Annotated in this window: 23 protein-coding genes and 1 tRNA gene; 20 read left to right on the forward strand and 4 right to left on the reverse strand. The window is 66.3% G+C overall.

From position 1 onward, the window contains the following. Window positions 1-128 precede the first annotated feature (128 nt). From trpA to glmM, 3 genes are all read left to right on the forward strand, one after another. A complete protein-coding gene (trpA, locus tag LG3211_RS09925) occupies window positions 129-935 on the forward strand; it encodes a tryptophan synthase subunit alpha (protein ID WP_057942697.1) in 807 nt (268 codons plus the stop codon). A gap of 160 nt (window positions 936-1,095) precedes the next feature. Then, a complete protein-coding gene (gene accD, locus LG3211_RS09930; RefSeq protein ID WP_057942698.1) occupies window positions 1,096-1,983 on the forward strand; it encodes an acetyl-CoA carboxylase, carboxyltransferase subunit beta in 888 nt (295 codons plus the stop codon). Window positions 1,984-2,289: 306 nt separating this feature from the next. Next, on the forward strand, window positions 2,290-3,630 hold the full coding sequence (gene glmM / locus LG3211_RS09935; RefSeq protein ID WP_057942699.1) for a phosphoglucosamine mutase: 1,341 nt from the start codon (window positions 2,290-2,292) through the stop codon (window positions 3,628-3,630). A gap of 271 nt (window positions 3,631-3,901) precedes the next feature. On the opposite strand, the gene LG3211_RS09940 is transcribed toward glmM, so the two are convergent. Continuing rightward, window positions 3,902-5,761 carry a DUF3413 domain-containing protein gene (locus LG3211_RS09940; RefSeq protein ID WP_057942700.1) on the reverse strand — a complete coding sequence of 620 codons (1,860 nt, stop codon included), beginning with the start codon at window positions 5,759-5,761 and terminating at the stop codon, window positions 3,902-3,904. Between the two features lie 267 nt (window positions 5,762-6,028). On the opposite strand from LG3211_RS09940, the gene LG3211_RS09945 reads away from it, so the two are divergent. Next, window positions 6,029-6,964, forward strand: a complete 936-nt coding sequence (locus LG3211_RS09945; protein WP_057942701.1) for an isopenicillin N synthase family dioxygenase — start codon at window positions 6,029-6,031, stop codon at window positions 6,962-6,964. Between the two features lie 105 nt (window positions 6,965-7,069). Here the strand turns inward: LG3211_RS09945 and LG3211_RS09950 are convergent, their stop codons facing one another. The 3 genes from LG3211_RS09950 to LG3211_RS09960 all read right to left on the reverse strand — a co-directional run bounded on the left by LG3211_RS09950 (window position 7,070) and on the right by LG3211_RS09960 (window position 10,385). Further along, window positions 7,070-7,747, reverse strand: a complete 678-nt coding sequence (locus tag LG3211_RS09950; protein ID WP_057942702.1) for a DUF6445 family protein — start codon at window positions 7,745-7,747, stop codon at window positions 7,070-7,072. Window positions 7,748-8,131: 384 nt separating this feature from the next. Further along, entirely contained in the window at window positions 8,132-9,292 is a 1,161-nt protein-coding gene (locus LG3211_RS09955) for a trypsin-like serine peptidase (RefSeq protein WP_057942703.1), read from the reverse strand. 553 nt (window positions 9,293-9,845) lie between these two features. Next, window positions 9,846-10,385, reverse strand: a complete 540-nt coding sequence (locus LG3211_RS09960) for a DNA-deoxyinosine glycosylase (RefSeq protein ID WP_057942704.1) — start codon at window positions 10,383-10,385, stop codon at window positions 9,846-9,848. Between the two features lie 172 nt (window positions 10,386-10,557). Between LG3211_RS09960 and tpiA the strand changes: the two genes are divergently transcribed. The 16 genes from tpiA to LG3211_RS10040 all read left to right on the forward strand — a co-directional run bounded on the left by tpiA (window position 10,558) and on the right by LG3211_RS10040 (window position 25,853). Next, entirely contained in the window at window positions 10,558-11,310 is a 753-nt protein-coding gene (gene tpiA / locus LG3211_RS09965) for a triose-phosphate isomerase (protein ID WP_057942705.1), read from the forward strand. Window positions 11,311-11,382: 72 nt separating this feature from the next. Further along, complete coding sequence (gene secG, locus LG3211_RS09970) at window positions 11,383-11,922, forward strand: preprotein translocase subunit SecG (protein ID WP_057942706.1); 540 nt, start codon at window positions 11,383-11,385, stop codon at window positions 11,920-11,922. A 118-nt stretch (window positions 11,923-12,040) separates the two neighbouring features. Beyond that, a tRNA-Leu gene (locus LG3211_RS09975) sits at window positions 12,041-12,125 on the forward strand. Between the two features lie 182 nt (window positions 12,126-12,307). Further along, window positions 12,308-12,664, forward strand: a complete 357-nt coding sequence (locus tag LG3211_RS09980) for an NADH-quinone oxidoreductase subunit A (protein WP_057942707.1) — start codon at window positions 12,308-12,310, stop codon at window positions 12,662-12,664. Then, entirely contained in the window at window positions 12,655-13,242 is a 588-nt protein-coding gene (locus LG3211_RS09985; RefSeq protein ID WP_057942708.1) for a NuoB/complex I 20 kDa subunit family protein, read from the forward strand. The genes LG3211_RS09980 and LG3211_RS09985 overlap by 10 nt, the downstream gene beginning before the upstream one ends. Next, window positions 13,239-13,970: an NADH-quinone oxidoreductase subunit C gene (locus LG3211_RS09990; protein WP_057942709.1), complete on the forward strand. Its 732-nt coding sequence runs from the start codon at window positions 13,239-13,241 to the stop codon at window positions 13,968-13,970. The genes LG3211_RS09985 and LG3211_RS09990 overlap by 4 nt, the downstream gene beginning before the upstream one ends. Before the next feature lie 20 nt (window positions 13,971-13,990). Next, window positions 13,991-15,280 carry an NADH-quinone oxidoreductase subunit D gene (locus tag LG3211_RS09995; protein ID WP_057945393.1) on the forward strand — a complete coding sequence of 430 codons (1,290 nt, stop codon included), beginning with the start codon at window positions 13,991-13,993 and terminating at the stop codon, window positions 15,278-15,280. Window positions 15,281-15,431: 151 nt separating this feature from the next. After that, window positions 15,432-15,959 carry an NADH-quinone oxidoreductase subunit NuoE gene (gene nuoE / locus LG3211_RS10000; RefSeq protein ID WP_057942710.1) on the forward strand — a complete coding sequence of 176 codons (528 nt, stop codon included), beginning with the start codon at window positions 15,432-15,434 and terminating at the stop codon, window positions 15,957-15,959. A gap of 11 nt (window positions 15,960-15,970) precedes the next feature. After that, window positions 15,971-17,341, forward strand: coding sequence for an NADH-quinone oxidoreductase subunit NuoF (nuoF, locus tag LG3211_RS10005; protein WP_057942711.1), 1,371 nt, complete (start codon window positions 15,971-15,973; stop codon window positions 17,339-17,341). Beyond that, on the forward strand, window positions 17,338-19,569 hold the full coding sequence (gene nuoG, locus LG3211_RS10010; protein WP_057942712.1) for an NADH-quinone oxidoreductase subunit NuoG: 2,232 nt from the start codon (window positions 17,338-17,340) through the stop codon (window positions 19,567-19,569). The genes nuoF and nuoG overlap by 4 nt, the downstream gene beginning before the upstream one ends. Window positions 19,570-19,584: 15 nt before the next feature. Beyond that, window positions 19,585-20,649, forward strand: a complete 1,065-nt coding sequence (gene nuoH, locus LG3211_RS10015) for an NADH-quinone oxidoreductase subunit NuoH (RefSeq protein WP_057942713.1) — start codon at window positions 19,585-19,587, stop codon at window positions 20,647-20,649. An 18-nt stretch (window positions 20,650-20,667) separates the two neighbouring features. Beyond that, entirely contained in the window at window positions 20,668-21,156 is a 489-nt protein-coding gene (nuoI, locus tag LG3211_RS10020) for an NADH-quinone oxidoreductase subunit NuoI (protein ID WP_057942714.1), read from the forward strand. A gap of 9 nt (window positions 21,157-21,165) precedes the next feature. Then, entirely contained in the window at window positions 21,166-21,807 is a 642-nt protein-coding gene (locus tag LG3211_RS10025) for an NADH-quinone oxidoreductase subunit J (RefSeq protein ID WP_057942715.1), read from the forward strand. After that, window positions 21,804-22,130 (forward strand): NADH-quinone oxidoreductase subunit NuoK, encoded by a 327-nt coding sequence (gene nuoK, locus LG3211_RS10030; RefSeq protein WP_031370871.1) that lies wholly within the window; start codon window positions 21,804-21,806, stop codon window positions 22,128-22,130. The genes LG3211_RS10025 and nuoK overlap by 4 nt, the downstream gene beginning before the upstream one ends. Before the next feature lie 5 nt (window positions 22,131-22,135). Beyond that, window positions 22,136-24,316, forward strand: a complete 2,181-nt coding sequence (gene nuoL, locus LG3211_RS10035) for an NADH-quinone oxidoreductase subunit L (RefSeq protein WP_057942716.1) — start codon at window positions 22,136-22,138, stop codon at window positions 24,314-24,316. A 19-nt stretch (window positions 24,317-24,335) separates the two neighbouring features. Beyond that, window positions 24,336-25,853 (forward strand): NADH-quinone oxidoreductase subunit M, encoded by a 1,518-nt coding sequence (locus LG3211_RS10040; RefSeq protein ID WP_057942717.1) that lies wholly within the window; start codon window positions 24,336-24,338, stop codon window positions 25,851-25,853. Window positions 25,854-25,872 lie beyond the last annotated feature (19 nt).

A 25,872-nucleotide genomic window follows, 5' to 3' on the forward strand; every position in this document is an offset into this window, starting at 1 on the left:
TGCGATATGCGCATGAGATCGTTGCACCCACGTTCGCGTCTTGAACTTCAATCGCTCCGCCGGCCCCTCACCCCAACCCCTCTCCCGCACGCGGGAGAGGGGCTAACAGCAGAAGCTGCATTCGACGCATGAACCGAATCGACGCCAAGTTCCAATCGCTGCAATCGGCCGGCCGCAAGGCGCTGATTCCGTTTCTCACCGCCGGCGATCCCTCGCTGGAGGCGACCGTGCCGGTCATGCACGCGCTGGTCGAAGCCGGCGCCGACGTGATCGAACTCGGGGTGCCGTTCTCCGATCCGATGGCCGACGGCCCGACCATCCAGCGCAGCTCCGAACGCGCGATCGCGCGCGGCGCCGGGCTGGGCTGGGTGCTCGATGCGGTGCGCGAATTCCGCGGCCGCGACGCGCAGACGCCGGTGGTGTTGATGGGGTACCTCAATCCCATCGAAATCCGCGGCGCCACGCGCTTCGCCGGCGACGCCGTCGCCGCCGGCGTGGACGGCGTGCTGCTGGTCGATCTGCCGCCGGAAGAAGCCGCCGAACTGCGCGCGGCCTTCGTCGCTGCCGGACTGGCGCTGATCCTGCTGGCCTCGCCGACCACCACCGAAGAACGCATCGCGCTGCTGTGCGACGACGCCCAGGGCTATCTGTACTACGTCAGCTTCGCCGGCGTGACCGGCGCCGACCGGCTCGACACCGGCGCCGCCAACGACCGCCTGCACCGCATCCGTCAGCGCGCCAAGGTGCCGGTGGTGGCCGGTTTCGGCATCAAGGACGCCGCCAGCGCGGCGACCATGGCGCGCGAGGCCGAAGGCGTCGTGGTCGGCAGCGCGCTGGTCGAAGTGCTGGCGCAGGCCGGCACGGCGGACGCCGCCGCGCAGGCCGCGCGCGGCTTCCTGGCGCCGTTGCGCCAGGCGCTGGACGCCGCGGGCTGAACCGCCGCAGCCCCGCCTCCCGGCGGGCAAGCCTGAACAGCCGGCCGCAGAGCGCCCGGGCCGCTGCGCTAGACTTCTGAAGTCAGGCCGGTGCCGGCGATGCGCAGCCGCTCCATGACCGATCCACCCTCAGCCAGCCAGAACAGGAAGATTTCAACGCATGTCGTGGCTTAAGAAACTCATGCCGTCGGGCATCCGCACCGAGACGGTCGCGGCCAAGCGGCGCAGCGTCCCCGAAGGCCTGTGGGAGAAGTGCGACCGCTGCGGCGCCGTGCTCTACCGTCCCGAGCTCGAGGAAAACCTCGAGGTCTGCCCGAAGTGCAGCTACCACATGGCGATCCGCGGCCGGGTGCGCCTGAACGCGTTGTTCGACCCGGGCAGCACGGTCGAGATCGGCGCCGAACTGGGTCCGGTCGACGTGCTCAAGTTCAAGGATCAGAAGAAGTACTCCGAGCGCATCAAGGCCGCGCAGAAAGCCACCGGCGAGCGCGACGCGCTGATCGCCATGCGCGGCACCATGAAGCAGCGACCGCTGGTCGCGGCCTCGTTCGACTTCGCCTTCATGGGCGGCTCGATGGGCTCGGTGGTCGGCGAGCGCTTCGCCCTGGGCGCGGAAACCGCGCTGCAGATCGGCAGCCCGTTCGTGTGCTTCTCCGCCAGCGGCGGCGCGCGCATGCAGGAAAGCCTGTTCTCGCTGATGCAGATGGCCAAGACCTCGGCCGCGCTCGGCCGCCTGCGCGCGGCGGGGCTGCCGTACATCTCGGTGATGACCCATCCGACCACCGGCGGCGTGTCGGCGTCGTTCGCGATGCTGGGCGACATCAACATGGCCGAGCCCGAAGCCTTGATCGGCTTCGCCGGCCCGCGCGTGATCGAGCAGACCGTGCGCGAGAAGCTGCCGGAAGGTTTCCAGCGCAGCGAATTCCTGGTCGAGCACGGCGCGGTCGATCAGATCTGCGATCGTCGCGAAATGCGCGACCGCCTCTCCCATCTGCTGGCGATGATGATGAAACAGCCGCAGCCGGAGGACGACGTCGAAGCGGCCTGAGTTGCTGCTTCGATGGGGAACGGGAATCGGGAATGGGGAGTCGGGAATCGGAAAAGCCAAAGCATGCGCGATGCGGCTTTTTGCTTTTCCGATTCCCGACTCCCCATTCCCGATTCCCGATTCCCGATTCCCGATTCCCGCAGGGAACTGTGAACTCGGAAGCGCTATGCCGTCTCGTTCAGCCGCGCGGCGGTGTAGCACCGATGGCTTGCGGCAAACTCCTGCTGCGGCGATCCCCCGGCGGCAGTGATGCCGCACCACGCCGCACGGCTTCGATTCCCCATTCCCTATTCCCGAACCAAACACATGACTCGTAAATATTTCGGTACCGACGGCATCCGCGGACGCGTAGGCGAAGGCGCGATTTCCGCCGATTTCGTCCTGCGCCTGGGCAACGCCTACGGCCATGCGCTGACCCGCCGCGGCTGGCGCAACCCGATGGTGATCATCGGCAAGGACACGCGCATCTCGAACTACATGTTCGAAGCCGCGCTGGAAGCCGGCCTGGTCGCCGCCGGCGTGGACGTGCAACTGATGGGGCCGATGCCGACCCCGGCCGTCGCCCACCTCACCCGTTCGCTGCGCGCCGACGGCGGCATCGTGATCTCGGCCTCGCACAACCCGCACTACGACAACGGCATCAAGTTCTTCTCGGCCGAGGGCGAAAAGCTCGACGACGAGACCGAGCTGGCGATCGAGGCGGCGCTGGAAGAACCGTTCCGCACCGTCGAATCCGAGCGTCTGGGCCGTGCGATCCGCACCCGCGACGCCATCGGCCGTTACCTGGAAGCGTGCAAGGGCTCGGTGTCGCGCGGCTTCGATCTCAGCGGCATGCGCATCGCCATGGATTGCGCCAACGGCGCGACCTATCAGGTCGGCCCGCTGGTGCTGCGCGAACTGGGCGCGCGCGTCGACGCGATCGGCGTGGACCCCAGCGGCCTCAACATCAACGACGGGGTCGGTTCGACCCATCCGCAGACTTTGGTCGAGCGCGTCCTCACCACCGGCGCCGATGTCGGCATCGCCTTCGACGGCGACGGCGACCGCGTGTTGTTCGTCGATAACGAAGGCGCGATCTGCGACGGCGACGATCTGCTCTACATCCTGGCCAACGACTGGCAGCAAAGCGGCCGCCTGCAGGGCCCGGTGGTCGGCACGCTGATGACCAACTACGGTCTGGAGCGCGCCTTGGAACAGCGCGGCATCGGCTTCATCCGCGCCAAGGTCGGCGACCGCTACGTGCATCAGCAACTGATCGCGCACGGCGGCGTGCTCGGCGGCGAGGCCTCGGGCCATCTGCTGTGCCTGGACCGCACCAGCACCGGCGACGGCATCGTCAGCGCCTTGCAGGTGCTGGAAGTGCTGGGCCGCCGCGGTTTGTCGCTGCGTCAGGCGCTGGAGGGTTTGAACCGGGTGCCGCAGAAGACCGTCAACGTGCGGTTCGAGGGGCAGTCGAAGCCCACCGAAGCTGAGTCGGTCAAAGCCGCGCTGAAGCAGGCCGAAGCCGCGGTAGCCGGCCACGGCCGCGCCTTCCTGCGCCCCTCCGGCACCGAGCCCGTGGTGCGCGTGACCGTCGAAGCCGACGATGCGACCTTGATGCAGAACACCCTCGACGCCTTGTCCGCGGCGGTACGCGCGGCGGTGTGATCGCGGGGTTGTTTGCGCTGGATCAGACGAAGGCCGCGAAAGCGGCCTTCGTTGTTTCCCAGAGCCTCATTCGATCGCCATTCCTTCAAACCCATCGCATCAAAGTTCCCCCTTTGAAAAAGAGGGGCGGGGGGATTTGCTTTTACGCTCAGATCGCCGCACAGCAAAAGCAAATCCCCCGGCGCCTAAGCATCGGCAGGAAGCAAACATCCGCAAGCGCCAGCCCCTTTTGCAAAGGAGGCGAATTGACGTGCTCAAGCGCTCGGGCGACTCAACGCTGCTGAAACCGCGTCAACATTTCCCACGACTGACTCACCGCCGCCGGATCGACCTTGGCATCGGGCAGCGGTTGGTAATTGCGATCCACCACCGTCGCCGCGCCGTAGTTGTCGAACAGATAAATCCGGTCGCCCTGACGAATACCGCGCTGCGACCAACTCTCCACCAACAGCGGCCGATTCGCTTGCCCCGGCCCGAACAGATCGCGGCCGGTGCTGTAGTCGGCGGTGTCGTTGCGGCAGCCCAGGGCGTGCTTCATCACCGTCGGCACGAAGTCCTCGTGCGAGGTGGTGTTGGCGATCTTCTGCGCCGGCTTGCCCGGCCAATGCAGCACGAACGGCGTGTGCAATTGATAGTCGGAGAAATTGCCGTTGTGGCCCCAGTAGTTCTGCTTGAGGTCGTTGAACTCCTCGCCGTGATCGCCGGTGATCAGCACGACGGTGTTGTCGGCGAACGCGCTGGCCTGCAGCGCGGCCAGGAATTTGCCGATCAGCGAATCGGTGTAATGCGCCGAGGTGCGATAACGGTTGAAATCCGGCAACGGATCGTGGTCCTGGCTGAATTCCAGCGGGTTGATCGACTTCGCCATCGGCTGAAACAGCGGCGGATAGCCCTTGGGCATGTAGTAGGGCTGATGGGTCGAATCCATGAACACGAAGCCGAAGAAACGCTTGTCGGCCGGCGTGGCGGCGATGTCGCGCTGCAAGTCCTGCAAGATGGCCTGATCGCGCTCGGCGCTCTTGCGCTCGCGCGGGCCGTTGACCAGTCGCTCGCGCACCTCGGAAAACGCGGTGCGATCGAACTCGGGGTTGTACAACGGCGCGCTGCCATAGATGTGCATGGCATAGCCGTCTTTCTTCATCTGGCCGATCAGGGCCGAACCGCGCTGTTCGGCCAGCATCGGATGCCAGTAGCCGCCGGGCAGGCCGTACAGCAGCCCGAACACGCCGAAGCGGGTGGCGTTGCCGGAGCTGTAGTGATCTTCGAACACCTGCGACTGCTGGGCGTAACGCCAGGTGTTGGGCATGACCTGCTCGGTCATGACGTCGTGGCGCAGCGATTCGAGCAGGATCACCACCACGTTGAGCTTGGGCGCGGCTTCGCAGTCCAGCGCGCGGCGCGGATAATTCAGCAGGCCCTGGCCGACGCCGGGCAGGCTCGCGGAGGGATCGCTCTTGACCCCGAAGCGCTGCAGCGAATCCTTCAGCGTGATCGGCTGCGCCCACGGGATGTAGGGCAATTGCGACATGACCGCGCGATCGCCGCGGGCGTCGTAGTAGGCCACCATCGCCTGGCCGAACAGCATCACCGCCAGCGCGATCCACCAGGCCTTGAGGATCTTGACCAAGCCCGGGCGCCGGTCCAGCGCGCGCCACCACAGCCAGGCCAGGGCGATCTCCACCGCCAGCACACTGATCACCGCCAGCGCGATCAAGCCCCATACCGTCCCGGAGAACACCACCTGATCCTGCATGGCGCCGCCGAACACCATGTTGGCGACCATCGCATTGAGGTGGAAGCGGTACAGGGCGAACACCTTCGCGTCGGTAACCAGCAGACATAACCACGCCGCCTGCAAGACCACCGCCGACACCGTCATCCAGCTCAGCCGCCGGCCGATCCAGCCCAGCAGCAGCGGCAACACCCCGAGCAGAGCGCCGAAGAAGACGAAATGCCCCGGCAGCGCCAGGGTCAGGAAGAACGCCGCCTTCCAGTGTTCGGCCAGATGGGCGAAGGGAATGTTGAGCGAGGCGATGCCGATGGCGAGCGCGGCGTTGCTCAGGATGAAGCCGGTCAGCCAAGCCAGGGCACGGCGCGCCGGAAAGGCAGGGCGGGCGGCGAGGTCTTCCATGCGGATGGGGTCTCGGCAGCGGTGATGCGACCGGTGTGCGACACCGGAGTCGGGGGCGCGACTTTAGCCTGGAACAATGCCGCAAGACACCGCCGGAAGACGGGTTGGCCGATCGGGCATGCAGCCCGTGGGCCGGCCGTTCAGCCTTGGCTGCCCCGCCGGCACGAAACCGGAGCGACCGCGCCGCCATGTGCACAGTAGCGCGCGGCCGTCAGCTTTGAGCGAAGATAGCCGCCTACCCGGAAGAGACACCAACAGGATCCCAACGTGAGTCAGATTCCCACCCTGGACATCCGCCGCTTCGACACCGATCGCGCGGCCTTCGTCGCCGAGCTCGGCGCGGCCTACCGCGAATGGGGCTTCGCCGGCATCCGCGGCCACGGCATCCCGGCCGAGCAGATCGATCAGTCCTACGATCTGTTCAAGCGCTTCTTCGCCTTGCCCGACGAGGTCAAGCGCAAGTACCACGTCCCCGGCGGCGGCGGCGCGCGCGGCTACACCCCGTTCGGCGTGGAAACCGCCAAGGGCGCCAAGTATTTCGACCTGAAGGAGTTCTGGCACGTCGGCCGCGAGATTCCGCGCGACTCCAAATACGCCTCGGACATGCCGGCCAATCTGTGGCCGGAGGAAATCCCCGAGTTCCGCGAGCAGGCCTACGGCCTGTACACCGCGCTCGATAACCTGGGTTCGCGCGTGCTCAGCGCCCTGGCCCTGCATATCGGCCTGCCGGAGAACTACTTCGCGGACAAGACCGATTTCGGCAACTCGATCCTGCGCCCGATCCACTACCCGCCGATCACCGCCGACGACATCCCCAACGTTCGCGCCGGCGCGCACGAGGACATCAACCTGATCACCTTGCTGGTCGGCGCGAGTTCGGAAGGCCTGGAGGTGAAATCGCACCAGGGCGACTGGGTGCCGTTCACCGCCGACGCCGACACCATCGTGGTCAACATCGGCGACATGCTGCAGCGCCTGACCAATCACGTGTATCCCTCGACCACCCACCGCGTGGTCAATCCGCCGGGCGCGAAGGCGCGCCAGCCGCGTTATTCGACGCCGTTCTTCCTGCACCCGAATCCGGATTTCCTGATCGACGTGCTGGACTCGACGATCACCCCGGACAATCCCAGCCGCTACCCCGAGCCGATCACCGCGCAGGGCTATCTGGAAGAGCGTCTGCGCGAGATCAAGCTGAAGTAAGCCGCGCCGGGTCAGCCGTCGATGCAATCAACGAAGCCGGCCTCGCGCCGGCTTCGTTGCATTCTCCGCCGATGATCGCGGGCCGTTCACGGCGGGCGGGGCGGCCTACGCCATCCAGAAGAACACCGCCGCCATGCGCTTGGTCTCCAGCGTGCGGCCCCAATAGCCGCTGGCGCTGTGGATCAGGTTGGAGCGGTACAGCAACAGGCGGTTGTAGCGGTGAGGGACGACCACGTCCTCGGCGAAGGAATCCGGCGCGACGAAGCGGGTGCCCAGCGCCTGCACCAGATTGGCGTGCGGCGGCGACACGGTATTGCCGCCGCGCTGGCCGTTGCCCAGACGCTGGCGATAGAAGCCGGTGCCGCACTGCTCCGGCACCGCGGGATTGAGGTACAGCACCGCGGCGTAGCGGCACAGCAGGCGCGAGTCGGTGTGCGGGCGCGGCTCGCTTTCGTCGATGCCGACCACCTGCACGCAGTTGTGGTTCAAGTACTGGCCTTCGGGCGGCTCGACCACCCACAGCTTCTGCACGCCGGTGGCCTGGCGCACGCGCGCCTCGACCAGGGCCAGTTCGTCATCCTGCAGGCCTGGCGTGGCGCGCAGGCCGGGCCAGGTCTCGGGTTTGTACGGATAGCCTTCGGCCCAGTCGGTCTTGGCCAGGCAGCGCGCACGCACGGCGTCGGGGTCGGGCAGGATGTCGTCCACGACCCAGTAGTCGCGCCCTTGCGTGGGCTTGCGATAGGGCAGGATCGGCAGGCGGGCGGGTTGGGCGATGCGGTTCATCCGCGCACTCTATATCGCGCGGCATGGGCGAAAACGAGTGCGGCGCGGACGAATCCGGGTGCGTTCGCCGTAGCGCGTCACCAAACCGGCACGTGATGCCAATCGGTACGGTGACTGAGGCCGGTCGCGAATACGACGAAGCCGGCCCGAAAGCCGGCTTCGCCTTGAACAAGCGGACGTCCCTGTCCCAGCCCGCGGCATCCTTGGCTGCTGGCCGCGCGGCAGGCCCGCCTCCAGGGCCCGTACTCGGTTCGATCAGGCCGCCGTTCCCTCGGCCGCCTTGCCGGCGCGCGTGCGTCCTGCGCGCGCCGGCGTTGGTTCGCGTCGCAACGCCGTCGATCGCTCATCGCCGCTTCGGCGAATCGGATCGTCGGCGCCGGCCGATCAGCAACCGATCGCCGTGCACAGCGCGACGATGTTGTCGTCGTTGAAGCGCGCGCCGACCCACGCGGTGCCGAAGGCGCCGATGTGCGGGCCGCTGACCACGCTGTTGACCTGATTGCCGGCGCTGGAATTGGGCGTGTAGTTGATCAGCCACGCACCGCCGCTGGCGCCGTAGGTCATGTCGCAACCCTGGACGACGACGTTGGTGCCTTCAGTCGGCGAATCGTAGGTCTGGCCGGCGCAGATGTTGGTGTACTGCGTGCTCAGGTTGCTGGCGTAGCCGTGCGAGTAGGTGTACAGCGAATACGGCTGATTCCAGGCGCGACCCAGCCAGCCCACGTAGTTGATCACCGGCAGACCGCTGGTCTGCTCACCGGTCAGCTTGATCACCGCCACGTCCCAGCGGCGGGTGCCGTAGGTGATCCAGTTGGTCGGCACGCGCGCGGTGCTCCAGCCGAACTTGCCGTACGGCGCTTCGCCGTAACGCTCGGCCGGCACGAACAGGAAGTTCGAGTTGAAGCCGGCGCCGAAGGTGTACACGCAATGCGCGGCGGTGGTCAGCACCGAATTGCCGCTGGAGACCTGCGCGGTGCAGTACGAACCGCTGCCGTCGGGCTTGGTGAAATACAGCTTGCCGATCTTGTTCCACGGCGCGGCCTTCCACTGGCTGGTGTAGTAGTTGCCGGGGAAGCGGCTGTAGGCGTAGTGGGCGCCGTCTTTCTCGCCGCCGAGCGCGGAGATCGGCGCGGCCGGCTGACGCGCGTCCAGCGCTTCGAGCTTGTCCCAGGTGGCGCGGAAGTGATTGCGCGCGAGGTAGTTGCCGAACGCCGGCGCGTTGCCGCCCGGTGCGCTGCCGGCGGTGCGGACCAGCGTGTCGGCCAGTTCGGCCTGGGCGGCCGGCGCGACCTTGGCGTCGCGATCGACCCACACCATCGGCTGCACCGCGGCGCGTTGGCGCGCGCTGGCGAAGGGATGCGCGGCGGCGGTCCTGGCGTTGAGCTGCTGCGACTTGGGGGCATCGATCGCGGCGATGTCGCCGTGGGGCGTGCGGATGACGGTTTCGCCGGCGACGGCCAGCGCGGCGGTGCACAACAGGGCCACGCCGCCGAGAACGGCGAGCTTGCGGGACAGACGGGTCGGGGGATTGCGATGCGACTTCATGTTGGAGCTCCTTGAGGTATCGCTTCCATGGGCGATGGGCGGATCGGCGTTGGGAAAACCGTCGCGCGCCTCGATCCTGGCGGCGCGGACGCTGTTTCGACCTTCCGACGACCTCGTTTCGCCTGGATGGGCAGGGCCTGCGCCTTGCGGGCAAGCGGCTGTCCATCCCGCGCCGCTGCAGGGCGGCGCAAGCGATCGTCTGGTTTTGGATGGACCTGTCGGGCGGTCAACCCCAGGAAACGGGGGTGCAGGCGGGCGCAGGACAGGGGTAGGGCGAAGAAAATTGCCGGGGAGGGGTGTCGCAAGCCGGCGCCGGGACCGTGTTTATCGGGCGCAAAGCCTGTGGTGGCAAGGGTTTCGGGCCGATGGCAGGCGCCGGGGCAGGGGCCGCGAATGTTTCAAGCGCGATACGCGATTCGGGGGCTGAAGCTCGGGTTCACACGGCCGGCATCTGTGGGAGGGGCTCCGGCTCCGATGCTTTTCTTTCAGGGCCCATGTAGCAGCGAGGTCGCTGACTGGAAAGTATCGGAGCTGAAGCCGTTCCCGCAAAAGCTCAACCCTCGCGCACCTTCACCCCAGCCTCGCGCAGCGCCTCGCGCCAGGCCGCCAGCTTGGCCTCCCCGCGCTGCGAGGCATTGGCCGGGCTGGTCGAGGGCAGCCGCAGCAGGCGCAAGTCCGGCCGCGCCAGCGGCTTGAGCACGAAGCGGCGGAAGCTGTTCTCTGCCTTGGCGCCGTTGAACAGCACGGTGCGCACCCGCAGATGGCGGGCCAGGAAGCCGGCGAAATCGTTCGCCACCGCGGTGTCGTCGCGGATCGCCGAATCCAGGCTGCCTTCGCGCTCGCATTGCGCCAGCACGTCCCACAGTGCGATTCCGGCCGCGCGCAAGGTATCGATACGGCGCTCGTAGTCCAACTGCGGCCCGGCGCCGATCAACTCGCCCATGATCGGCCAGAACCGGTTTTGCGGATGCGCGTAATAGCGCCCGGCGCTCAGCGAGGCCGCGCCGGGCATGCTGCCCAGGATCAGCACCCGCGCCCGCGGCGATTCGATCGGGGCGAAGCTGCGCAGCATGGCGGCGGACGGTCGGCTCATGCGGCTGTTATGGGGGGCAGGGGCGATGCAGGCAAGCAGCGGCGCGCGCTCGCCAATCCGCCGGCATCGCGCGCGCGCGCGAGGCCGATCGCGGCGGCGCGCGCGCCGGCCGCATTCGCCCGCGCAGCGCCCAGAAGGTAGACTGCGCCGTCTTCGCAACATAGGGATCGCCATGCGCCGCAAGATCGTCGCCGGAAACTGGAAACTGCACGGCAGCCGCGAATTCGCCTTCGCCCTGCTCGATGAAGTCGCGGCGCAGACGCCGCCGGCCGGTGTCGAACGGGTGATCCTGCCGCCGCTGCCGTACCTGGGCGAGCTGGTCGAGCACTACGGCGAGCGCGGCCTGAGTTTCGGCGCGCAGGACGTGAGCAGCAACGTCAAGGGCGCCTACACCGGCGAAGTCTCCGCGGCGATGCTCAAGGAAGTCGGCGCGCTCTACGGCCTGGTCGGCCATTCCGAGCGCCGCCAGTACCACGCCGAAAGCAGCCAGCTGGTCGCGCGCAAGTTCGCCGCCGCCAAGTCCGCCGGCCTCACGCCGGTGCTGTGCGTGGGCGAAACCCTGGAAGAGCGCGAAGACGGCAAGACCCAATGGCGCTTGCAGGAACAACTCGCGCCGGTGCTGGAACTGGTCGGCGTGCTGGGCCTGGAAGGCGCGATCCTCGCCTACGAGCCGGTCTGGGCCATCGGCACCGGCCGCACTGCCACGCCGGAGCAGGCGCAGGAAGTCCACGCATTCATCCGTAGCGAAATCGCCGCGCACGATGCTAGAATTGCTGGCTCGCTTCCGATTCTGTACGGCGGAAGCGTGAAAGCCGACAACGCCGCCGCGCTGTTTTCCCAGCCCGACGTCGATGGCGGCCTGGTCGGAGGCGCCTCCCTGGTCGCGGCCGATTTCAACGCCATCGCAGCTGCGGCGGCGCCCTGATCGCGCGAACCGGCGAACCCCGCCCGTCCGCCGCGGTCGTAACAAGCTCTCCTTAGCGAAGAATCCTCAACGATGCTGTTGTTCCTCAACGTCATCTACGTACTGATCGCGATCGCGATGATCGCGCTGATCCTGATGCAACGCGGCGCGGGTGCGCAGGCGGGCTCGGGCTTCGGCGGCGGCGCCTCGGCCACGGTGTTCGGTGCTCGCGGTTCGTCCAACTTCCTGTCCAAGGCCACCAAGTGGCTGGCGATCGCGTTCTTCGTGATCAGCCTGTTCATGGGCTGGCAGGCCAGCCGCAGCATGGCCGCCGCGACCCCGGGCAAGCCCGATCTCGGCCTTCTCGGCGGCGCCGCGGCCCAGCAGGCCGCCAAGCCCGCGCCGGCCGCGACCACGCCCGCCGCTCCGGCGACCGGCGTGCCGTCGGCTCCGGCCAGCGGCGTGCCGCAGGTTCCGGCCGGTCAGGCCGCTCCGGCGACGACGGTTCCGGCCGCGCCCGCCGGGCAGGCTCCGGGCGCTCCGGCCGCCACTACGCCTGCGCAGCAAGCGCCGGCGCAGCAGGCGCCGGTCCAGCCGACCGCCCCGGCAAAACAGCCGGCTACTGGCGGCTGAGATAAACAGGTTAAAATAGAGTTTCAGCCTCGCCGGGATGGCGGGGTCGGTCAGCGATGACCAGTCGGCTTCGAGACGATTACGAAGCCGGAGCCAGGATGGCGTGGTTGGTAGCAGTGCCCAGATGGCGGAATTGGTAGACGCACTACCTTGAGGTGGTAGCGACTTAGGTCGTGGGGGTTCGAGTCCCCCTTTGGGCACCACATCCATCCCGACGCAGTAATCCCCAGCTCCAAGCAATTCGCAACTTCGCACCACGGTACGCAGGTGCGGCACGCACGGCGGGCCGCGCCGCGCGTCCAAACGACTGGGTGCCCCGGGCGCCAAGCCAAGGTCGCGGTAACGCGCGCCCATGTAGCCGAACAAGTAGCCGAGAGAACACCGCGTGCTGGCCGAATACCTGCCGACTCTGCTGTTCCTGATCGTCGCCGGTGGTATCGGCGTCGCCCTGTTGGTAGTAGGTAATGTGCTCGGGCCCAAGCGCCCGACCGCGGAGAAACTGTCTCCCTACGAATGCGGCTTCGAAGCCTTCGAAGACGCGCGCATGCAGTTCGACGTGCGCTACTACCTGATCGCCATCCAGTTCATCATCTTCGATCTGGAAATCATCTTCATCGTGCCCTGGGCCACCGTGTTCCGAGATCTCGGCGTGGTCGGCCTGATCGAAATGGGCATTTTCGCCAGCATGCTCCTGCTCGGCTTCGTTTACGTCTGGAAGAAGGGAGCGCTCGAATGGGAGTGATCCAAACCGTCAGCGACACCGTTTCGGGTCTGATGCACAACCCGATCCCGGAAGGCCGCCTCGACGACATCCTGCGCCCGGAAGGCGAGAACCCGCTGCTGCAGCAGGGCTTCGTCACCACCAACCTGGACACGCTGTGGAATTGGGCGCGTACCGGGTCGATGTGGCCGATGACCTTCGGTCTGGCCTGCTGCGCGGTCGAGATGATGCACGCCGGCGCCTCGCGCCTGGACCTGGACCGCTACGGCGTGGTGTTCCGCCCGTCGCCGCGCCAGTCCGACGTGATGATCGTCGCCGGCACCCTGGTCAACAAAATGGCCCCGGCGTTGCGCAAGGTCTACGACCAGATGCCCGACCCGAAGTGGGTGATCTCGATGGGCAGCTGCGCCAACGGCGGCGGCTACTACCATTACTCCTACGCTGTGGTGCGCGGCTGCGACCGCGTGGTTCCGGTCGATGTCTACGTGCCCGGCTGCCCGCCGACCGCCGAAGCGCTGGTCTACGGCATCCTGCAATTGCAGCGCAAGATCCGCCGCGGCACCAACTTCGGCGAGCACAAGCAGGGCGTGCGCGAATGAGCGCCGCCCCTCTTGCCCAGCGCCTGAGCGAACGCTTCGCCGGCGCTTCGGTCGTCGTGGCCGAGCCGCGCGGCGAAATCACCCTTGAAGTCGCGCCGACGCAGTGGCTCGCCGCCGCGCTCGCGCTGCGCGACGAGTTCGGCTTCGAACAATGCGTCGACGTCAGCGGCGTGGATTACCTGAGCTACGGCAGCGACGAGTGGGACACCGACGTGTCTTCGGAAGGTTTCTCGCGCGGCGTGGAAGGCCAGAGCGCCGGCCGCTTCCGTTGGGGCGAGTCCCCCAACGGCGCGGAAGATTCCAAGCCCGCGCGCCGCTTCGCCGCGGTCGCGCATCTGCTGTCGTGCCAGCACAACCAGCGCGTGCGGCTTAAAACCTTCGCGGATAATGACGACCTGCCCGTGGTGGGTTCTCTGAGCGGCATTTGGCCGGGTGTCAATTGGTTCGAGCGCGAAGCGTTCGATCTGTACGGCATCATTTTCGAAGGCCATCCGGACCTGCGCCGCATCCTCACCGATTACGGTTTCGTCGGCCATCCGTTCCGCAAGGACTTCCCGCTGATCGGCAACGTCGAAGTGCGCTACGACGCCGAAAAGCGCCGCGTGGTCTACGAACCGGTGTCGATCGAACCCCGCGTCGGCGTGCCGCGCGTGATCCGCGACGACGCGCGCTACCAGACCGCCCAGGGCGAGACGGCCCAGCGCGACGCACAGCGCGAGGTGAAGTGATGAGCAACCCCGCCAGCGCCATGCCGTTGATCAACCTCAACACCTCGGGCCTCAACAACGCCGAGATCCGCAACTACACCTTCAACTTCGGTCCCCAGCATCCGGCCGCGCACGGCGTGCTGCGCCTGATCCTGGAGATGGACGGCGAAGTGGTGCAGCGCGCCGATCCGCACATCGGCCTGTTGCATCGCGGTACCGAGAAGCTGGTCGAGTCCAAGCCGTTCAATCAGTCGATCGGCTACATGGATCGCCTGGACTACGTGTCGATGATGTGCAACGAGCACGCTTACGTGCGCGCGATCGAGACCCTGCTGGGAATCGAGGCGCCCGAGCGCGCGCAGTACATCCGCACCTTGTTCGACGAAATCACCCGCATCCTCAATCACCTGATGTGGATCGGCTCCAACGCGCTCGACCTGGGCGCGATGGCGGTGTTCCTGTACGCCTTCCGCGAACGCGAAGAGCTGATGGACTGCTACGAAGCGGTCTCCGGCGCGCGCATGCACGCGGCGTACTACCGTCCCGGCGGCGTCTACCGCGACCTGCCGGACCGGATGCCGCAGTACAAGGAATCGCCGTGGAAGAAGGGCGCCGGCCTCAAGCGCTTCAACCAGTGGCGCGAAGGCTCGATGCTCGATTATCTCGACGCGTTCGCCGACGACTTCCCCAAGCGCGTGGACGAATACGAAACGCTGCTGACCGATAACCGCATCTGGAAGCAGCGCACCGTCGGCATCGGCGTGATTTCGCCCGAACAGGCCCTGGCCTGGGGCATGACCGGTCCGATGATCCGCGGCTCGGGCATCGCCTGGGATCTGCGCAAGAAGCAGCCCTACGCCAAGTACGCGGAAGTCGATTTCGACATCCCGGTCGGCGTCAACGGCGACTGCTACGACCGTTACCTCGTGCGCGTGGCGGAAATGCGCGAATCCACCCGCATCATCAAGCAATGCGTGAAATGGCTGCGGGCCAATCCCGGCCCCGTGATCGTCGACAACTTCAAGGTCGCCCCGCCCAAGCGCGAGGAGATGAAGGACGACATGGAAGCCCTGATCCATCACTTCAAGTTGTTCTCGGAAGGCTATTGCGTGCCGGCCGGCGAGACCTACGCGGCAGTGGAAGCGCCCAAGGGCGAATTCGGCTGCTACCTGGTCTCCGACGGCGCCAACAAACCGTTCCGCTGCAAGCTGCGCGCGCCGGGCTTCGCCCACTTGTCGTCGATGGACGAAGTCGTCCGCGGCCACATGCTGGCCGACGTGGTGGCGATGATCGGTACCTACGACATCGTGTTCGGCGAGATCGACCGGTGAAGCCGGGAGTCGGGAGTCGGGAATCGGGAATGGGTAGTGCCAAGGCTGCGCGAGATCGCGCCGGGCGACGCTCGATCCAGATGTCCCAAGCTCCTGCGTTCCGCTCCAACCGATTCCCGATTCCCTATTCCCGATTCCCGGCTTTACCCCTATGAAAGCGACAGGCAATTTCGAGGCCGCACAGCACGTCGATCCGATGGTTGCACTGTCGGACAAGACGCGCGCGCACATCGACCACTGGCTGGGCAAGTTTCCGCCCGACCGCAAGCGTTCGGCGGTGCTGCAAGGCCTGCACGCCGCGCAGGAGCAGAACGACGGCTGGCTGACAGACGAGCTGATCGCCGCGGTCGCCAAGTACCTGAGCCTGCCGCCGGTGTGGGCGTACGAGGTGGCGAGCTTCTATTCGATGTTCGAGACCGAGAAAGTCGGCCGCAACAACGTCGCCTTCTGCACCAACATCAGCTGCTGGCTCAACGGCGCCGAGCAACTGGTCGCGCACGCCGAAAAGAAGCTGGGCTGCAAGCTCGGCGAATCCACCCCCGACGGCCGCGTCTTCCTCAAGCGCGAGGAAGAATGCCTGGCCGCGTGCTGCGGCGCGCCGGTGGTCGTCGTCAACGGTCATTACCACGAGAAGCTCGATGCGACGAAAGTCGACGAGCTGCTCGATGGCTTGAAGTGAGGTCGGGCGAGATGGCGCACGGTCACCACGATTATTCCCAGGGCTACGGCCCGGTCGGCCCGGCTCCGCAGGAGCATCAGGTCGTCTACACGACGTTGCACTATGAAACGCCGTGGTCGTACGAAAACTATCTGAAGACCGGCGGCTACAGCGCGCTGCGCAAGATCCTGACCGAGAAGACCGACCCGTCGGTGATCATCGACACGGTCAAGGGCTCGGGCCTGCGCGGCCGCGGCGGCGCGGGCTTCCCGACCGGCCTGAAGTGGAGCTTCATGCCCAAGGGCAGCGGCACCCAGAAGTACATCCTGTGCAACTCGGACGAATCCGAGCCGGGCACGGCCAAGGACCGCGACATCCTGCGCTTCAACCCGCACGCGGTGGTCGAGGGCATGGCGATCGCCTGCTACGCCACCGGTTCCACCGTGGCCTACAACTATCTGCGTGGCGAATTCCATCATGAGCCGTTCGAGCATTTCGAGCAGGCGCTGAAGGAAGCCTACGAGAACGGCTGGCTGGGCAAGAACGTGCTCGGCAGCGGCGTGGACATCGACATCTACGGCGCGCTCGGCGCCGGCGCCTACATCTGCGGCGAAGAAACCGCGTTGATGGAATCGCTGGAAGGCAAGAAGGGCCAGCCGCGCTACAAGCCGCCGTTCCCGGCCAATTTCGGCCTGTACGGCAAGCCGACCACGATCAACAACACCGAGACCTACGCCTCGGTGCCGGCGATCATGCGCAACGGCGCGGAGTGGTTCTTGAACCTGGGCAAGCCCAACAACGGCGGCCCGAAGATCTTCTCCGTGTCCGGCCACGTCGCCAACCCGGGCAATTTCGAAATCCGCCTGGGCACGCCGTTCGCCGACCTGCTGCAGATGGCCGGCGGCATGCGCGGCGGCAAGAAGCTCAAGGCGGTGATCCCCGGCGGATCGTCGATGAAGGTGTTGCCGGCCGAGCAGATGATGGCTTGCACGATGGACTACGACTCGCTGCAGAAGGCCGGTTCCGGCCTGGGCTCGGGCGCGGTCATCGTGATGGACGAAACCACCTGCATGGTCCGCGCCTGCCAGCGCATCGCCCGGTTCTATTTCAAGGAAAGCTGCGGCCAGTGCACGCCGTGCCGCGAAGGCACCGGCTGGATGTACCGCATGCTGACCCGCATCGCCGAAAAGCAGGCGACCCTGGAAGACCTGCAGATGCTGCGCGCCGCCGCGGGCCAGATCGAAGGCCACACCATCTGCGCGTTCGGCGAAGCCGCCGCGTGGCCGGTGCAGGGCTTCCTGCATCATTTCTGGGACGAGTTCGAATACGCGATCGTCAATAAGCGATTCCTGGTGGACGATCAGGCCGCGGGCACCGTGGTCGAGAAGAAGGTGGCTGCATGAGCGCCCAGCCGGTAAACCCGAATCTTCCGCCCGACCACGTCACCGTCTTCATCGACGGCGTCGAGATGGCCGCGCCGAAGGGTTCGATGATCATCCAGGCCGCCGACAAGGCCGGCATCCCGATCCCGCGTTTTTGCTATCACGACAAGCTGGCGATCGCGGCGAACTGCCGCATGTGCCTGGTCGAAGTCGAGAAGATGCCCAAGCCGGCACCGGCTTGCGCCACGCCGGTCATGGACGGCATGAAGGTCATCACGCGCAGCGAGAAGTCGCTGAAGTCGCAGCGCAACGTGATGGAATTCCTGCTGGTCAACCATCCGCTGGACTGCCCGATCTGCGATCAGGGCGGCGAGTGCGAGCTGCAAGACCTGTCGATGGGCTATGGCCGCTCGGTCAGCCGTTTCTCCGAGCGCAAGCGCGTGGTGCCCGACGAGGACATCGGCCCGCTGGTCGCCACCGAGATGACGCGCTGCATCCAGTGCACCCGCTGCGTGCGCTTCACCGCGGAAATCGCCGGCACCTATGAGCTCGGCGGCATGTACCGCGGCGAGAACCTGCAGATCGGCACCTTCGACGGCAAGCCGCTGACCACCGAGCTGTCCGGCAACGTCATCGACGTGTGCCCGGTCGGCGCGCTGACCAACAAGGTGTTCCAGTTCAAGGCGCGTCCGTGGGAACTGACCGCGCGCGAGTCGCTGGGTTACCACGACGCGCTCGGCAGCAATCTGTTCCTGCACACCCGCCGCGGCGACGTGCTGCGCACCGTGCCGCGCGACAACGAAGCGGTCAACGAGTGCTGGCTGTCGGACCGCGACCGTTATTCGCACCAGGGCCTGTACGCTGAAGACCGCGCCCAGCGTCCGCTGGTGAAGGACAACGGCGAATGGCGCGAAGCGACCTGGGACGAAGCGCTCAGCCGCGCGGCCAGGATCCTGCGCGACAACGGCGGCGACAACCTCGGCGTGCTCGCCCATCCGGCGACCTCGAACGAAGAAGGCGAACTGCTGGCGCGCCTGGCACAGGCCGCGGGCACCGGCAACATCGATCACCGCATTTTCCAGCACGACCTGTCCGATGCCGCGATCGCGGAAACCTTCGCCATGCCGGTCGTCGAGATCGAGAAGGCGGACGTGGTGGTGATCGTCGGCTCCAACTTGCGCCAGGAACTGCCGCTGGTGCATCAGCGCGTGCGCAAGGCCTGGACCCGCGGCGCCAAGGTGCACGTGGTCAATCCGGTCGATTTCGATTTCACCTTCGACATCGCCGGCAAGCGCATCGTCGCGCCGTCGCAGCTTGCGGCCGCGCTGAGCGATGAAGCGCTGCGCGAGATCGCCAAGGCCGGCAATCACGTCGCATTGATTGTCGGCGCGGTGGCCGAGAACGGCCCCTACGCGGCGGCGATCCGCGCGGCGGCGAAGTCGTTCGCGCAAGCCACCGGCGCCAGGCTGTGCCGCATTCCGCAGGGCGCCAACGCGGTGGGCCTGGCCCGCCACGGCGTGCTGCCGAGCGCGCGCGACGCCCGCGCCATGCTCACCGACGCCCGCGGCGCTTATGTCATCTACGGCATCGAGCCGGGCCTGGATTTCGCCGATACCGAAAGCGCGTTGCGCGCGCTCGGCGCGGCACAGGTCGTGGCTTTCAGCCATTACGCATGCCGTTCGACCAAGGCCGTCGCCGACGTGATCCTGCCGATCGGCCTGCTGCCGGAAGTCGATGCCACCCTGACCAATCTCGACGGCCTGTCGCAGGTCGCGGCCGCGGGCGGCAAGCTGCCGGGCTCGGCGCGCGCCGGCTGGCGCGTGCTGCGCGCGCTCGGCGGCGAGCTGGGCGCGAACGGTTTCGAGTTCACCGACCTAGCCGGCCTGCGCAGCGGCATCGTGCCGCGCGAGGTCTCGCCGGCCGCGAGCCTGGCGCCGAGCGTGGCGGGCGAGGGACTGGAAGTCGCGATGTCCACCGCGATCTACCGCAGCGACGCCACCGTGCGCCGCGCTCCGGCCCTGCAATCGCATCCCTTGAATCAGGAACCGCGCGCGGTGCTCAACTCCAAGGACGCCGCGGCGCTGGGCTTCAGTGACGGCGCAGTCGGCAAGTTCAGCGCGGGCGCCGGCACGGCGACGCTGCCGGTCGCGATCAGCGACAAGGTCGCGCCGGGCACGGTGTGGATCGAAAGCGGGCATGGCGCGACCGCGCCGCTCGGCGCCGGCCGCGTGCAGGCGGGGAGGGCTTAAGCCATGGCGGACGGAATGTTCTTCACCCAGGTCGTCGATCCGACGCGCGAATTCTTCCTGTCGTTCGGCATGGCCGGCGCGGTGGCGTGGATCGTGCTCAAGATCCTGTTGATCGCCACGCCGGTGATCATCAGCGTGGCGTTCTACGTGGTCTGGGAGCGCAAGCTGATCGGCTGGATGCACGTGCGTCGCGGCCCGATGTACGTCGGCATGGGCATCCTGCAAGCCTTCGCCGACGTGTTCAAACTGCTGTTCAAGGAAGTGATCCAGCCGGCCAAGGCCGAGTCGTTCCTGTACAAGCTCGCGCCGCTGCTGACCCTGGCGCCGGCGTTCGCGGCGTGGGCGGTGGTGCCGTTCGACGCCAAGGCGGTGCTGTCCAACGCCAACGCCGGCCTGCTGTATCTGCTGGCGATGACCTCGCTGGGCGTGTACGGCATCATCCTCGCCGGCTGGGCGTCCAACTCCAAGTACGCCTTCCTCGGCGCGATGCGCGCCGCGGCGCAAGTGGTGTCGTACGAAATCGCCATGGGCTTCGCCATGGTCGGCGTGATGGTCGGCGCCGGCAGCCTCAACCTCACCGAGATCGTGATGGCGCAGTCCGGCAACGCCGGCGCGCTGGAGTGGTTCGCGCTGCCGATGCTGCCGCTGTTCGTGGTGTATTTCATCTCCGGCGTGGCCGAGACCAACCGCGCGCCGTTCGACGTAGTCGAAGGCGAGTCGGAAATCGTCGCCGGTCACATGGTCGAGTATTCGGGTTCGGCGTTCGCGCTGTTCTTCCTGTCCGAATACGCCAACATGATCCTGATCAGCTTCCTGACCTCGATCTTCTTCCTCGGCGGCTGGCTGAGCCCGTTCCAGGGCCTGGGCATTCCGTTCCTGTCGGTCGATGGCTGGTGGTGGCTGTTCGCGAAGGTGTTCTTCTTCGCCAGCTGCTTCATCTGGTTCCGCGCTTCGTTCCCGCGCTACCGCTACGACCAAATCATGCGCTTGGGTTGGAAGGTGTTCATTCCGCTCACCATCGCCTGGATCTGCGTGGTCGCCGTGATGGCGTACTACAAAGTGTTTCTGCCGGGCGCGTAAGGACAGGCATCCCACGACATGAATCGCATCGTTTCCTACTTCAAAAGCCTGCTCCTGATCGAGCTTGCGCAGGGCCTTGGGCTGACGCTCAAGTACCTGTTCAAGCCCAAGTACACGCTGATGTACCCGATGGAGAAGACGCCGCAGTCGCCGCGTTTCCGCGGCATCCACGCGCTGCGCCGTTATCCCAACGGCGAAGAGCGCTGCATCGCCTGCAAGCTGTGCGAGGCGGTGTGCCCGGCGCTGGCGATCACCATCGACTCGGAAAAGCGCGCCGACGGCACCCGCCGCACCACGCGTTACGACATCGATCTGTTCAAGTGCATCTTCTGCGGTTTCTGCGAAGAATCGTGTCCGGTGGACTCGATCGTGGAAACGCATATCCACGAATACCACTTCGACCAGCGCGGACAGAACATCGTCACCAAGCCGCAGCTGCTGGCCATCGGCGACCGTCTCGAAACCGAGATCGCCGAGCGCCGCGCTGCCGACGCCGCCTTCCGCTGAGTATTTGATATGGATCTCGCCCAGATCGCCTTCTTCGTCTTCGCCGCCGCGGCCACGCTGTCCGCGGTGGCCGTGATCAGCGTCAAGAACCCGGTCCACGCCGCGCTCAGCCTGGTGCTGACGTTCTTCTCCGTCGCCTGCGTGTGGATCATCGCCGGAGCCGAGTTCCTCGGCGTGGCCCTGATCCTGGTCTACGTCGGCGCGGTGATGGTGCTGTTCCTGTTCGTGGTGATGATGCTCGACATCGACGTCGCGCCCTTGCGCGAAGGCTATGTCCGCTACTTGCCGGTCGGCCTGCTGGTGGCGATCGTCATGCTGGTGGAGATGCTGACCCTGATCGGAGTCAAGGCCAGCGTGGTCTCGCCGCTGACCGCCGATGCATCAAACGGCTCCAATACCAAGTGGCTGGCCACCGCGCTGTTCACCGACTTCCTGCTGCCGTTCGAGATCGCCGCGGTGATCCTGACGGTGGCGGTGATCGCCGCGGTGATGCTGACCTTGCGTCGCCGTCCCGGCGCCAAGCACCAGAACCCGAGCGAACAGTCGCGCGTTCGCGCCAGCGACCGTGTCCGCTTGATCAAGATGGATGCGGTGAAGCCGGCGGCGCCCGTCGCGCCCGCCGAAGCCGCGCCGCAGGAGGCCAAGCCGTGAGCGAATTCTTTGGGTCCGGCCTCGCCCTGGGCCACTATCTCGCCCTCGGCGCGGTGCTGTTCTGCATCAGCGTCGCCGGCATTTTCCTCAATCGCAAGAACGTGATCGTGCTGCTGATGTCGATCGAGCTGATGCTGCTCGCGGTCAACATCAACTTCGTCGCCTTCTCGCGTCAGCTGGCCGATCCGGCCGGTCAGGTGTTCGTGTTCTTCATCCTGACCGTCGCCGCCGCCGAGGCCGCCATCGGCCTGGCGATTCTGGTCACGCTGTTCCGCAACCGGCGCACGATCAACGTCGCTGAAATCGACACGATGAAGGGCTGACCGGCATGCAACCCGTCGTAATTTCCAAGACCATCCTGCTCGCCGTCGTGCTCGCGCCGCTGCTCGGCGCGATCGTCGCCGGCCTGTTCGGACGCAGGGTCGGCCGCGCCGGCGCCCACACCATCACGATTCTCGGCGTCGCCGCCAGCTGCGCGATGTCGATGTACGTGCTGTGGCAGCTCGTGGGTCAGGGCGCCGCGCCGTTCAACGAGAACGTCTACACCTGGTTCCAGATCGGCAGCTACGAAGCCCATATCGGCTTCATGATCGACAAGCTGACCGCGATGATGATGGTGGTCGTCACCTTCGTTTCGCTGCTGGTGCACATCTACACCATCGGCTACATGGCCGATGACGACGGTTACCAGCGCTTCTTCAGCTACATCTCGCTGTTCACCTTCTCCATGCTCATGCTGGTCATGAGCAACAACTTCCTGCAGCTGTTCTTCGGCTGGGAAGCGGTGGGCCTGGTGTCGTACCTGCTGATCGGTTTCTGGTTCAAGAAGCCGACCGCGGTGTTCGCCAACATGAAGGCCTTCCTGGTCAACCGCGTCGGCGACTTCGGCTTCCTGCTGGGCATCTGCGGCGTGTTGTGGCTGGTGGGCTCGCTCGACTACGGCACCGTGTTCGCCAACGCGAGTTCGGCGCTGGTCGGCAAGACCGTGCCGATCCTGGGCGGCAGCATCACCTTGTTCGGCAACACCTGGACCTATCTGAGCGAGCCGATCGCCTGGTCGGCGCCGACGGTGATCTGCATCTGTCTGTTCATCGGCGCCATGGGCAAGTCGGCGCAGGTGCCGCTGCATGTCTGGTTGCCCGACTCGATGGAAGGCCCGACCCCGATCTCGGCGCTGATCCACGCCGCGACGATGGTGACCGCGGGCATCTTCATGGTCGCGCGCATGTCGCCGCTGTTCGAGCTGTCGCAGACCGCGCTCAACTTCGTGCTGTTCATCGGCGCCACCACCGCGTTCTGGACCGGCCTGATCGGTATCGTGCAGAACGACATCAAGCGCGTGGTCGCGTACTCGACCCTGTCGCAGCTGGGCTACATGACCGTCGCCCTCGGCGTGTCGGCGTACTCGGCCGCGGTGTATCACCTGATGACCCACGCCTTCTTCAAGGCGCTGCTGTTCCTGGCCGCGGGCTCGGTGATCATCGGCATGCACCACGAGCAGGACATGCGCAAGATGGGCGGCCTGCGCAAGTACATGCCGATCACCTACTGGACCAGCCTGCTCGGCACGCTGGCCCTGGTCGGCACGCCGTTCTTCGCCGGTTTCTATTCGAAGGACACCATCATCGAAGCCGCCGCGCATGCCGCGCACGGCGAGCACGCGACCTGGGTCTCGCAGTACGCCTACTGGGCGGTACTGCTGGGCGCCTTCGTCACCGCGTTCTACAGTTTCCGCCTGCTGTACATGACCTTCCACGGCAAGGAGCGCTTCCGCGACGCGCATGCCGACCACGGCCATGACGCGCACGACGACCATGCGCACGACAGCCACGCCAAACACGACGATCACGCCCACGACGACCACGGCCATCACGGCCATCACGGCCATCACGGCGCGCACGAGCCGCACGAGTCGCCGTGGGTGGTGACGGTGCCGCTGGTGTTGCTGGCGATTCCGTCGGTGCTGATCGGCTTCTTCACCGCCGGCCCGATGCTGTTCGGCACCGACTGGCTCGGTCACCACAAGCAACTGCCGTTCTTCCTCGGCGCGATCGATCTGTCGGCGGCGCGCGACACCATCGCCCAGGTCGGCGAAGAAGCCTGGCACGGCCCGATCAAGTTCGCCCTGCACGGTTTCACCGCGCCGGCGTTCTGGCTGGCCTTCGCCGGCTTCGCCCTGGCCACGGTCATGTACCTGTGGAAGCCGGAATTGCCGGCCAAGGCGGCCAAGCTGTTCAAGCTGCCGATCCGCATCCTGGAAAACAAGTACGGCATGGACAACCTCTGGATCGACGGCTTCGCCGGCGGCGGCGTCAAGCTCGGCAAGGCCTCGCGCGCGATCGACAGCCATGTCATCGACGGCGCGGTGGTCAACGGCAGCGCCAGCCTGGTCGGCTTCATCGCCAACCTGACGCGCCGAGTCCAGTCCGGCTATCTCTACCACTACGCCTTCGCGATGATCATCGGCCTGATTGTTCTGCTCGCCGTCGTCATCCGGTTCTGGCACTAATTCGACAAGGACACCAGACGTGAGCACCGTGCCCTTGCTTAGCATTCTGATCTGGCTGCCGATCCTCGGCGGCTTCGCGACCCTCGCGTTCGGCAACGAGCGCGCCAACGCCGCGCGCTGGTTCGCGCTGATCGTGGCCATCGCCACGCTCGCCACGAGCGTGCTGATGTTCACCCACGCCGACTTCACCAGCGCGAGCATGCAACTGGTCGAACAACGCGCGTGGATTCCGGCCTACGACATCCGCTATCACCTCGGCGCGGACGGCATTTCGGCTGCGCTGATCGCGCTGACCACGCTGACGTCCATGCTGGTGCTGATCAGCGCCTGGACCTCGATCGACAAGCGTGTGAGCCAGTACTACGCCGCGTTCCTGATCCTCGAAGGCCTGATGGTTGGCGTGTTCTCGGCGCTGGACGCGATGCTGTTCTATGTCTTCTTCGAAGGCATGCTGATCCCGATGTTCATCATCATCGGCGTGTGGGGCGGCCCGCGCCGCGTGTACGCCTCGGTGAAGTTCTTCCTGTACACCTTCCTCGGCTCGGTGTTCATGCTGGTCGGGTTGATCTACCTGTTCCTGAAGGGCGGCAGCTGGCAGCTCGCGGACATGTACGCGCTGCAGCTCAGCGCCAGCGAGCAGATGTGGATCTTCTTCGGCTTCCTGATCGCCTTCGCGGTCAAGGTGCCGATGTTCCCGGTCCACACCTGGTTGCCGGACGCGCACGTGGAGGCGCCGACCGCCGGTTCGGTGATCCTGGCGGCGATCATGCTGAAGATCGGCGGCTACGGTTTCCTGCGCTTCGTCCTGCCGATCGTGCCCGACGCCGGCCACGAGTACGCCTGGCTGGTGATCGCGCTGAGCCTGATCGCGATCATCTATGTCGGCCTGGTCGCGCTGGTCCAGGAGGACATGAAGAAGCTGATCGCGTATTCGTCGGTCTCGCACATGGGCTTCGTCACCCTGGGCACCTTCATCGCCTTCTACCTGGTCCATAACGGCGATGCGCACGGCACCGACGCGGCGCGCCTGGGCCTGCAGGGCGCGATGGTGCAGATGATCAGCCACGGCTTCGTGTCGGGCGCGATGTTCACCTGCGTCGGCGTGCTCTACGACCGCATGCACAGCCGCATGATCAAGGACTACGGCGGCGTCGCCAACGTGATGCCGTGGTTCGCCGCGTTCGTGGTGTTGTTCGCGATGGCCAACTCGGGCCTGCCGGGCACCTCGGGCTTCGTCGGCGAGTTCATGGTCATCCTGGCCGCGTTCCAGCAGCATCCGCTGATCGCCTTCGGCGCGGCGACCACGCTGATCGTCGGCGCGGGCTACACGCTGTGGCTGGTCAAGCGGGTGATCTGGGGCGAGGTCGGCAACGCTCACGTGGCCGAGATGGAAGACCTCAACCCGCGCGAAGCGCTGGTGCTGGGCGTGTTCGCGGTCGGCGTGCTGGTGCTGGGCGTGTGGCCGAAGCCGCTGACCGACCTGATGGAGCCGGCGATCGCCAATCTCGCCAGCCAGATCGTCGCCAGCAAGTTGTAAGGCGCGCGGGTGTTGCCCG

The sequence above is a fragment of the Lysobacter gummosus genome (assembly GCF_001442805.1).
Classification (GTDB): Bacteria; Pseudomonadota; Gammaproteobacteria; order Xanthomonadales; family Xanthomonadaceae; genus Lysobacter; species Lysobacter gummosus.